Source organism: Micromonospora sp. NPDC049275 (assembly GCF_043197115.1).
Classification (GTDB): Bacteria; Actinomycetota; Actinomycetes; order Mycobacteriales; family Micromonosporaceae; genus Micromonospora.
Window position 1 is genome coordinate 21,756 of record NZ_JBICSN010000026.1, and the last position, 10,061, is coordinate 31,816.

8 protein-coding genes are annotated in these 10,061 nt (G+C 69.7%); 4 read left to right on the forward strand and 4 right to left on the reverse strand.

Annotated features, from left to right (window positions below):
• Positions 1 to 59 precede the first annotated feature (59 nt).
• The 3 genes from ACGFIE_RS33560 to ACGFIE_RS33570 all read left to right on the forward strand — a co-directional run bounded on the left by ACGFIE_RS33560 (position 60) and on the right by ACGFIE_RS33570 (position 2,482).
• Positions 60 to 515, forward strand: a complete 456-nt coding sequence (locus ACGFIE_RS33560) for a pyridoxamine 5'-phosphate oxidase family protein (protein WP_393302620.1) — start codon at positions 60 to 62, stop codon at positions 513 to 515.
• 101 nt (positions 516 to 616) lie between these two features.
• A complete protein-coding gene (locus ACGFIE_RS33565) occupies positions 617 to 1,036 on the forward strand; it encodes a PPOX class F420-dependent oxidoreductase (protein WP_363684219.1) in 420 nt (139 codons plus the stop codon).
• Positions 1,037 to 1,156: 120 nt separating this feature from the next.
• Entirely contained in the window at positions 1,157 to 2,482 is a 1,326-nt protein-coding gene (locus ACGFIE_RS33570) for a glycoside hydrolase family 18 protein (protein WP_393302623.1), read from the forward strand.
• A 65-nt stretch (positions 2,483 to 2,547) separates the two neighbouring features.
• On the opposite strand, the gene ACGFIE_RS33575 is transcribed toward ACGFIE_RS33570, so the two are convergent.
• Together ACGFIE_RS33575 and ACGFIE_RS33580 are read right to left on the reverse strand one after the other, a co-directional pair.
• The gene (locus ACGFIE_RS33575) at positions 2,548 to 4,467 is read right to left on the reverse strand and encodes a caspase domain-containing protein (RefSeq protein ID WP_393302626.1); all 1,920 of its coding nucleotides are present in this window, start codon (positions 4,465 to 4,467) and stop codon (positions 2,548 to 2,550) included.
• Positions 4,464 to 4,880: a hypothetical protein gene (locus ACGFIE_RS33580; RefSeq protein ID WP_363684213.1), complete on the reverse strand. Its 417-nt coding sequence runs from the start codon at positions 4,878 to 4,880 to the stop codon at positions 4,464 to 4,466. Before ACGFIE_RS33580 ends, ACGFIE_RS33575 begins: the two co-directional genes overlap by 4 nt.
• Positions 4,881 to 5,050: 170 nt before the next feature.
• On the opposite strand from ACGFIE_RS33580, the gene ACGFIE_RS33585 reads away from it, so the two are divergent.
• A complete protein-coding gene (locus ACGFIE_RS33585) occupies positions 5,051 to 7,852 on the forward strand; it encodes a M14 family zinc carboxypeptidase (protein ID WP_393302629.1) in 2,802 nt (933 codons plus the stop codon).
• Positions 7,853 to 7,927: 75 nt separating this feature from the next.
• On the opposite strand, the gene ACGFIE_RS33590 is transcribed toward ACGFIE_RS33585, so the two are convergent.
• The gene (locus ACGFIE_RS33590; protein ID WP_393302632.1) at positions 7,928 to 8,119 is read right to left on the reverse strand and encodes a DUF397 domain-containing protein; all 192 of its coding nucleotides are present in this window, start codon (positions 8,117 to 8,119) and stop codon (positions 7,928 to 7,930) included.
• A complete protein-coding gene (locus ACGFIE_RS33595; protein WP_007461582.1) occupies positions 8,110 to 8,910 on the reverse strand; it encodes a helix-turn-helix transcriptional regulator in 801 nt (266 codons plus the stop codon). The genes ACGFIE_RS33590 and ACGFIE_RS33595 overlap by 10 nt, the downstream gene beginning before the upstream one ends.
• Positions 8,911 to 10,061 lie beyond the last annotated feature (1,151 nt).

The window sequence follows — 10,061 nt, forward strand, 5'->3', positions numbered from 1 at the left end:
GGGGACGCGCACGCGCCGAGGCGCAGCGCCCGAGGATCACGCACCTGACCGGAGGGGACATGGCGAGCGTGCCACCGCGTGGGCTTGCGGAGCGGCTGCGCGACACACGAGAGAGGCTGGAGAGCGACATCGATCTGTGGGTCGCGACGTCGGGCTCGCCCGGCGGCGTGCACCTCATTCCGCTGTCGTACCTCTGGGACGGGACCACCTTTCTCGTCTCGACGCCGCGCGCCTCGGTCACCGGTCGCAACCTGCTGGAGGATGCGCGGGTGCGACTCAGCCTGGGGCCGACGCGTGACGTCGTCATCGTCGACGGTGTCGCCGAGCCGGTGGACATCGCCGACCTCGGCCACGAGAGGTGTGCGGCGTTCGCCGCCAGGACCGGTTTCGACCCGAGCGGAAGTGCCGAGCCCTACCAGTACTTCGTGATCCGGCCGCAGCGCATCCAGGCCTGGCGGGAGGCGAACGAGTTGCGTGGACGCGTCCTCATGCGCGACGGTCAGTGGCTCGGCTGAGCCACTCGGCCTCGCGGGCGCCGCGATCCGCGTCCTGGCGTGCGCGGGCTGTACGGGTGCGTACCGTGCAGGGGTAAACGCTCATGCGAGGAGGAGCCCTCATGTCCAAGCCACCGCTTCCCGAGGCCGCGGTCGAGATGCTGAAGAAGCCGAACCCGGCGGTCATGACGACGCTTCGCAATGGTGGTCAGCCGGTGTCGGCCGCGACCTGGTACCTGTGGGAGGACGGGCGGATCCTGGTGAACCTGGACGAGAGCCGCCGCCGGTTGGAGCACATCCGCAACGACCCCCGGGTGTCGCTCACGGTGCTGGACGAGGCCGGCTGGTACACCCACGTCAGCATCGTCGGGCATGTCGCCGAGCTGCGCGCCGACGAGGATCTCGCGGACATCGACCGGCTGTCGCGGCACTACACGGGCAATGACTATCCCCGGCGGGAACGCGCCCGGGTCAGCGCACTGATCGAGATCGACCGCTGGCACGGCTGGGGCTCGCTCAAGGACAACAGCCAGGTCGGCTGACCGGCCGCCGCGGGGACGGCGGCGGAGGGACGGCTCTTGACCGCAGAGCGTGATCGGCTTAACTTCATCAATCAGATAAGTGTCTTTACTAATTCTGCTTGATCCCTCGTGGGAGTGCCGATGCGACAACTGCGCCACCGCCGCCTCACCGCCGTCGTCGCCCTGGCGACCCTGTTGCTCACCGCCGCCCCGCCCACCGTGGCGAGCGCCGGCGGCAAACCCGAGCGCCAGCCCGGCTACCACCGGGTCGGCTACTTCACCCAGTGGGGCATCTACGGCCGGGCCTTCTCGGTCAAGAAGCTCGACGCCTCCGGGGCGGCGAGCCGCCTCACCCACCTCAACTACGCGTTCGGCAACGTCAGCGAAGATGGCCGCTGCTATGTGGACGGCGGACCGGGCGAGGGCGACGCCTGGGCCGACTACCAGCGGCCGGTCCCCGCCGAGGAGAGCGTCGACGGCGTCGCCGACGCACCCGGACAGGCGCTCAACGGCAACTTCGGCCAGCTCGCCAAGCTGAAGGCCAAGCACCCCGGCCTCAAGGTGCTGATCTCGCTGGGCGGGTGGAGCTGGTCGACGTACTTCTCCAACGCCGCCCGCACCGACGCCTCCCGAAAGGCGTTCGTCGCGTCCTGCATCGACCTGTACCTCAAGGGCAACCTGCCGGGCAGCCCCGGTGCCGCGGCGGGCGTCTTCGACGGCGTCGACCTCGACTGGGAGTGGCCGAACTGGGACGGTGAGCCCGGCAACGTCATCCGCCCCGAGGACCGGGAGAACTTCACCAAGCTGCTCGCCGAGTTCCGCCGGCAGCTCGACGCGTACGGCCGAACGACCCGCGCGCACCACCCGCTGACCGCCTTCCTACCGGCCAACCCGGCCACGATGGACGCCGGCTACGAGGGCCGCAAGATCTTCAAGTACCTGGACTTCGGCACCGTGCAGGGGTACGACTTCCACGGCGGCTGGGAGGCCGTGGCCAACCAGCAGTCGGCCCTGCGCGTGCCGGCGGGCTCGCCGGACAACCCGGACTTCTCCGTCGAGGTGGCGATCGACGGCTGGCTCACCCGTGGAGCGCCGCGCGACAAGCTGGTCCTGGGCATCCCCTTCTACGGTCGCGGCTGGACCGGCGTCACCGGCGGCGGCACCGGGCTGTTCCAGCCGGCCGCCGGGCCCGCGCCGGCGACCTACGAGGCCGGGTACGAGGACTACAAGCAGCTCAAGGCCCTCGCCGGCAACGGCTACACCGTGCACCGCGACCTGCGCGCCGGGCACGCCTGGCTCTTCGACGGTACGACCTTCTGGACGTACGACGATCCGGCTGTGGTGTTGCAGAAGATGCTCTACATCAGGCGCACCGGTCTGGGCGGCGCGATGATCTGGTCGCTCGACGGCGACGACGACAACGCCACGCTGACCAAGACGATCGGCCTGGGCCTGACGACCTGGTAGGCGCACTCCCGCTCGACCCCACCCGCCGCCGGCCGGTTCCTGGTCGGCGGCGGTGTGGCGTCAGCTCAGTGGGTGCTCCACCGCTCGCTGAACCGCCGGGCCAGGCTGCCGTCCGCCCGCGCGGGTAGTCGGTCGTCGTCAGGATCGGGTGGGGTGACGCCGTGCAGGGTGCCGCCCGCGAAGTGCGAGAGGGCGTGCAGGATCTCCGCACGAGTGTGGGGGAAGTGCCGGATGTCGGCCACCGTAAAGCCGCCGAGAGCGGCGGAGTAGCTGAACTCGCGCGGCTTCTCCACCTCGGGATAGTCCCGTTTGAAGGCGATGGCGAGGATGTTTCCGGCGACGAAGATTCGGTCCAGATGGTGCCAGGCGATGAACCTGTTGTGCGCTCTGGTCCGCACTCCGATGCCCTGTTTGGTGAGCTGAACGACGAGCGGCCTTCGTGCCAGCGCGAGGTGACCGGTCAGCACGTCGTGGACCTGTATGCCGATCAACGCACCGATCGTGAGGATCCCGGTCAGCAACCAGACCTTCCCGAAGGCATGATTTTCGAGCGGCAGCTTCCACCAGGCCTGGTGCCTGATGCGACCGACGACCTGCAACGCCACCGCGAGCCCGCCAGTGATGCCGACAACTATGGGGATTTGCCACCACGCCTTCAGCACATGGCCCCTGTCAAACATCTCTCGACCGAGACGCCACATCAGCCAGAGGGCCCCACAGAGCAGGACGAGGAAGAACCGCGGAGACTCGACGAAGATCACCGCCGCGACGAACACGACGACTGTGATCGGCATGTACACGACGACAACACCCCAGAGAATGATGGCCAGTCCCCATTTGACTCGGGCATCTCGCGGAAACCCGGCCCGCACGTCGCGACTGGCGGTAGCCGCGAGCACTGTGACAATCACCGCGGCAGCCGGCTCGAAGATCGTGAACAGCAGATCCCCGTTGAGCCACCCGCGCGGTCGTGTCGGGTCGAGGCCGGGGCCGAGCCACGAGATCAGGAGAGCGATCTGTAGACCCACGACACCGACCGACAGCGCGAGCCGTCGCCAGTGCCTCGCCAACAGGTCGCGGTGCAACGGGTGGAACAGTCGCTGCGGTCGGCGCAGTGTGTCCATCACCGGCCGCGCTTCGGCCAGGACGGGCAGATTGACGGCCGGCGTGGCGACGGGTGGCTCATCCGAGAGTTGGCCTTCGGCGGCCGGCACAGCGGCAGAAGCCGGCCGGGCGGGGCGCAACACCAGGTCGGCCGCGAGGTCGGTGTTGCGTTGACGCGGCCGTGGCAGGCCCTGGCTGGGCAGGGTCACCGCCAGATGCCGGTACGCGGCGCTCAGGGTGAGGTCTTCCCCGTCCGGGTGCCCGTCGCGCGCTGGTGGTCCGTGCTGCAACAGGCGCAGCAACTCGCCGGTGAACGCCGTGTGCTCGGCACCGACCGGCGCGATGGCGGCGACGTTGTCCGAGGTCGCGGTGAGGGTGAACGTCCCCTGGATCTCACTACGGTCGGCGAGCCCGTTCTCCACATCCGCAGTGGACATATTGTTGAGCGCCCGGCCCGCGAAGCAGCAGTCGAGGATCAGCACCCGGGTACGGGCGGGGCTGTCCCGCATCGCGTCACGGATCCAGCTGAACGGGATCGCTGTGTACTTGAGCCAGTCCGGTCGGGGGTTCGTGCCGCTCAGGGCGAGGAACAGCTCTCCGTTGTCATCGAGGAGCCCGTGGCCCGCGTAGTAGACGAGCAACAGGTCCTCGGCCTCGCCGCAGCGTTCGGCGATCGTGACACCCGCCTCCCCCGGGTGCGGAAGGTCGAGAAGCTGGGTGCAGCGTTCCACGGCGACCAGGTCGACCGGGCCGGTGGTGACCAGCCGGGCCAGCTCGGTGACGTTCGCCCGCACCGCCGGCAGATCTTCCAGTGCCTGTTGGCTGTGTGTGGCGGTGCCGATCAGCAGCGCGGTCGACCTGCTCGGGTCGGGGCGACTCACTGATCGTTCGTCTCGACAGACGGTTCGTGCTCGGCCAGAGCGCGTACGGCGGCCTCGATGAGCGCGGTGACCTGGTCCATGTCTCGAGCCCGGCGGACGTCCAACTCGGCCGACGATCCGCCGGGAAGGGTGAGCTTCACCGTCACGTCCTCGCGGCGGTGGGTCAGCCAGCCGGCGATCGCCTGCACCAGAACCATGACGGCGCCGCCACTGCCGACGGCCACCAGCAGCACGTCCGTGGCCCCGGCCGACATCTCGTCGGCCGGGATCGTCGAGCCGGGAGCGGGCGCGGCGGTCACCTTTCCGCGAAGCCGATCCTCGGCGCGCAGCCACGACGCGAGAGAACGTCGAGCATCGGCAGAGGGAAGATCCGGATGGACCGACAGCGTGATGGTCTCCTGTGACGCGGGCACCGTCTTCTCCTTCCGGCGAAGGCAAACCCCACTTCGTCATCCTGCCAGGCGACATCGCCTTCGGGCAGCCCCGGAGAGTCACCGATGTCGATCAACTCTTGACCGCCGTGTCGACCGATTCATAGGCTCCGGCCACTGCGAGGCTTTCCCCCAGGAAGGGAACCCGAGACATGGGCCCATCGTCACGTCCGTTCTGGACCCTCCCCCCGAAGCGGCTGGCGGGCGCCGCCACGATCGCGCTCCTGCTCGGCATGACTCCCCTGCTCGGCGGCACGTCGGCCGCTGGCGCCGCTCGACCCGCAGGGTGCAGCACCGACCCGACCGCACGAATCAGCACCGTGCCCAGCCCGGAGGCCGCGCTCGGCTTCCCGCTCGGCGCGGGGCAGGAGCGGGTGGTCACCAACGACGAGGTCCGCGCCTACCTCAAGGCCGTCGACAGCGCCTCCGACCGGGTCGTCACGGGCGTGACGGCCACCAGCGTGCTCGGCCAACCGCTGCCGTACGCGGTGGTGTCCAACGAGCGTCACGTGCGGCCCTCCGCGCTGCGAAAGATCGCCGACGACGTACGGGACCTGCGCGACCCCCGCCGCACGAGCGCACGGACCGCCGCCCGTACGGCGCAGGACGGCCCGGCCATCGTCTGGGTCACCGCGAACGTGCACGGCGGTGAGAAGAGCGGCACCGACGCGGCGCTCAAGACGCTGTACGAGTTGGCCGCCGGCCTGTCCTGCGAGGTCGCGCGGCGCAACGACAACCTGGTCACCGTCATCGTCCCCACCCAGAACCCGGACGGCCGCGACGCCACCCGCCGGCAGAACGAGTTCGGCTTCGACCTGAACCGGGACTGGTTCGCCCGCACCCAGCAGGAGACCGACGGCAAGCTCGAACTGCTGCGCCGCTACCCGCCGCAGGTGTTCATCGACGCCCACGAGATGGGCGGCCGGCAGTACTTCTTCCCGCCCAACGCCGACCCGATCCACCACGAGATCGCCGGCGAGGCCGTGGACTGGATCAACCGGATCGGCGAGGCCAACAAGGCGGGCTTCGGCTACAACGGCGCCTGCGACGACACCGTCACCACCGAGTGCTACTTCAACTACGACACGTACGACCTGTTCTTCATGGGCTACGGCGACACCGTGCCCACCGCCGGCTTCGGGGCGGCCGGCATGACGTACGAGAAGGGCAGCGCGTCGGCCGTCGCCGACCGGGTGCAGCAGCAGTTCCACACCCAGTGGTCGACGCTCGGCTGGGCCGCCGCCAACAAGCGTGAGGTGCTGGACGGTTACTTCGACATCTGGACCGACGCGCTCGCCGAGGGCCGGGCGGGCAGGCTGGAGCCGAACGAGGTGGTGCAGCCCACCAACGAGGTCCAGTTCCCGGTGCCCGACATCACGATCCGCTCGTACTTCCTGCTGCCCGACCGGCAGCTCGCCGACGTCCGCCGGCTCGTCGAGCGGCTGCGCCGGATGGACGTCGAGGTGTACGAGGTGCAGCAGCCCACCCGGGTGCCCACCGCGCGGGTCTTCGGCGGGCGCAGCGCCACCAACGTGACGGTGCCCCGGGGCGCGTACTGGATCCCGATGGACCAGCCGCAGAAGCACTGGATCCAGGCGATCATGGGCGAGGACCCGTACGTCCCGTTCCCCTACTTCTACGACGTGTCGTCGTGGAGCAACCCGCTGCTCATGGGTGTGTCCACGATCTACACGGGCGACAAGGTCAGGCCGAAGGCTCAGCTCGTGCGCGGCATCGCCGGGGGCCGCAGCGGACTGGCGTGGCCGTGGGGCTCCTACACGTACCCGCTGGACTCGGCTGCCGCCGCGGAGTTCACCTTCGCCCTGCTCGGCCGTGGTGTGCCGCTCGTGCGGGACCTGACCACCAGCCGGGTCGCGATCCCGGCGACCAGGCTGAGCCGTACGGTCGACGACCTGGCGAAGGCGGCCGGGACCACCCTCACCCCGGGCGGGCGCCCCACCGGCACCCCGCTCGCCCTGCCCGACGTCGGACTCTTCCAGGGCACCGGCATCTCCACCACGTCCGGCTCACAGGGCGAGGCCCGGTACGTGCTCGGCAAGCGGTGGGGCCTCGACCTGAAGCCGGTCACCACCGCCGACATCAACGACAACACCGAGGCGTTCACCGGCCGTACGGTGTTGCTGGTTCCCGACGGCAGCAGCGCGACAGGCGGTCTGACCGCCACCGGGCAGGCCCACCTGCGGGACTGGATCGGCCAGGGCCACACCTACGTCGGGCTGCGCAACGAGGGCACACGGCTGGCCCGCGCCGCAGGGCTCACCTCCACCACGGAGAAGACCAAACCCGCCGACTACCTGGTGATCGGCTCGCACCTACGGGTCGACGTCGACACCGACAACCCGGTCGCCCTGGGCCGCCCCGCCGAGGACTTCGAGTTCAACAACGACGACCCGATCCTCAACCCCAGCACGACCGGGACGAACGTGCTCACCTACCCGACCGGCGACACGTTCTGGGCCAACGGCTACACCGTCGGTGCGGACACACTGAAGGGCACGGCTGCCGTCGTCGACGAGCCGACCGGCGGCGGCAGGTCGGTGCTGTTCGCGTTCAATCCGCTCTTCCGCGCGTACAACGAGAATGGTCTGCACCTGGTGGCCAACGCGCTGCTCTACCCGCCGGGCGCGCCCGGCGCCCGACGCGCGCCGGGCACCGACGCGGCGCGCGCCAGCGCCGCCGCCGCGCCGGTCGCGGCGGACCTGGGCGGCGGATGGCGGCCGATCACCATCGAGGTGGCGGCCACGGACCTGGCTCGCACGCGGGCCATCGTCGACCGCTTCACCACCGACGCGCGGACGTCCGCGAAGGGCACCTCGGCGTACGTCGTGATCCCCAACCCGCAGGGACTCCAGGCCGACGAACACCCCTTCACGAACGATCTGGTACGAGCGCTGCGCACCGCCGGAGTGCCGCTACGGTCGGTGGTGGCCTGACCGTTCCCCCGCACGGCGAAGCGCCCGTCCCCACGTTGTTGGGGGCGGGCGCTTCCGTGCTCTCTCGGGGTTGGGTCAGGACGGCCGGGCGACCTCGGCGACGAACGCCCGCCACGACGCCGGCCCGAAGACCAGCGCCGGCCCGTCGGGGTCCTTGGAGTCCCGCACACCAACGATGCCCGACAGGTTGTCCGCAACCTCGACGCAGTCGCCCCCACTGGAACCGCTGCGGGTGGACTTGCGCCACGTAGCGTCGATCAGGTCCATGACGTCACCACTTCCTTCATCAGGTCGGTTGACTGCCGTCGAGGTAGGGCCTCGTTCCGTATGGTCTCCCACTTCGACAGAAGCGTAGCCACGTCATCGTCGTTACTGATGACCAGCCCGCCGAGCTGATTCTCCAACTGGCCGACCCACTTACCGTCCGCAGCCCGAGCCAAGATGAACGGACCGGTCAACCCGGCGTGCATGCTCACGTCGGCCGGCACGATGTGGACGCTGATGTTCGGTCGTTCGGCCATGGCCGTCAGGTGCGTGATCTGCCCCGCCATGATTCCTCGAAAGTCCTCGCCCGCACGCCGCAACACCTCCTCCCCAATGACCGCGACGAACTGCGGTGCCTTCGGCTGAGCGAGGATCGATTGCCGGTCGAGCCGAGCGGCAAGCCGCTTGTCGACCTCCTCTTCGCTGAGGGTGTCGTCGCAGCGGATGACCGCTCGGGCGTACTGCTCGGTCTGGAGCAGGCCGGGCACCAGGGACGGCTGCCAGGACCGGAGCTGAGTCGCGACGCGTTCCGCGTCCAACCACGGCAGAAACCATGATGGTGCCCCGAGCTTCGCGACCATGCGTTCGAAAAGGCCGCCATTGGTGAATGCGCGGTCGGCGCCCTTGATGAAGTCCATCGTCAGCGCTCGCGTCTCGCCCTCCACGGCGCTGACGTGCGATGCGCTGAAGCCGGCACCGCGACCGAACGCCTCCTGCGTCATCCCGGCGGCCCCTCGGGCACGACGGATCTCGCCCACGATGAACGCAGCGAGCGGGTGCGGCAGATCCGCCATTCAGTGCTCCCCAAACCGGAAGATTGATTACTCACGCCACTGCCCGGCGTGGAACTCTTCGCCACCTCAGCCCGAAGCAGCGAACCACCTTCCGAGAGTAGTGGTCTCCACAGCAGAGTGTCACCAGCGGCGCGGCCGGTGGAGGACCTGAGACCCGGCGGACGCGTTCGTAGCGGGGCCGCCCCTCTGGGCGAGCACTCACGGGGCGGCCCCTTCCCAACGCCTGCCAGGGGGGATCATGCCCATCGACAAGCAACCGCAGGTGCGGTCCGGTGACCTGTTGCACCTGACCCGCGCCGCGAGCCCACAGTTCGCCCGGCCCATCATCGTCCGCGTCATCCGCGCCCTCACCGACCGGCACACGTACCACGGTTGGTTGTGGATCGACGCCTACCAGCTCGGACCTCATGGTGACGCGACCGCCCGCCGTGAGCTGTACCTGATGCCGTCCGGCGCACAACGCCTCACCTCCCCGCCCACGGCGCCCAGACGGCCCGCCCCCTCCCGGCCCTCGCCCGAGCGGCCCCTGGCCCCCTCGCGACCTTTCCCGCCCACCACGCCCGCGGTGCCTTCACTGTCCGCTATGCCCTCCCGGCCCGCGCCCTCCCGACCTATCCCACCCGCGCCCCCACGGCCTGCCACGCCCTCCCGGCCTGCCACGCCCTCCCGGCCTATCCCACTCTCCCGACCTTTCCCGCCCTCGCCGGCTGCTGCCGGGCGACCGGTCCGGCGCGGCCCGGCGCGGGTCGGCTGATGGTCCGTCGCGCTTCCGAGCACCGTCCGGCCCGCCCGACGTGGCGCTGTGGCACATGTGGCATCGCCTGGCCCTGCTCACCCGCCAAGCTGCGCCTCCTCGCGATCTATCGGCTGGATCGCCCGGCTCTGCTGGCCCATCTGTCGGCGCTCCAGGTGGGGGCCGCAAGTCATCTCGCAGAGCTGAACCCGAGCGCCCCACCCACCGACCTGACCGACCGCTTCACCGCCTGGGCGTCCGCCCGGTAACCAACCCCCCGCTCCCGCCAAACGTCCGCAGATCTTGGACAGTTTCCGTTAGCTGGGCGGGCTCAACTGGTGGTTGCAACACTCAGGAGCTGGGTCATCTTCTCACCTGGGGTGGCCCAGCCCAGGGTCATACGGGGGCGGTCGTTGAG

Excerpts from the sequence above, each read along its gene's own strand:
- ACGFIE_RS33560 (WP_393302620.1), top strand. The coding sequence starts at position 60 with ATGGCGAGCGTGCCACCGCGTGGGCTTGCGGAGCGGCTGCGCGACACA.
- ACGFIE_RS33565 (WP_363684219.1), top strand. The coding sequence starts at position 617 with ATGTCCAAGCCACCGCTTCCCGAGGCCGCGGTCGAGATGCTGAAGAAG.
- ACGFIE_RS33570 (WP_393302623.1), top strand. The coding sequence starts at position 1,157 with ATGCGACAACTGCGCCACCGCCGCCTCACCGCCGTCGTCGCCCTGGCG.
- ACGFIE_RS33585 (WP_393302629.1), top strand. The coding sequence starts at position 5,051 with ATGGGCCCATCGTCACGTCCGTTCTGGACCCTCCCCCCGAAGCGGCTG.
- ACGFIE_RS33590 (WP_393302632.1), bottom strand. The coding sequence starts at position 8,119 with ATGGACCTGATCGACGCTACGTGGCGCAAGTCCACCCGCAGCGGTTCC.
- ACGFIE_RS33595 (WP_007461582.1), bottom strand. The coding sequence starts at position 8,910 with ATGGCGGATCTGCCGCACCCGCTCGCTGCGTTCATCGTGGGCGAGATC.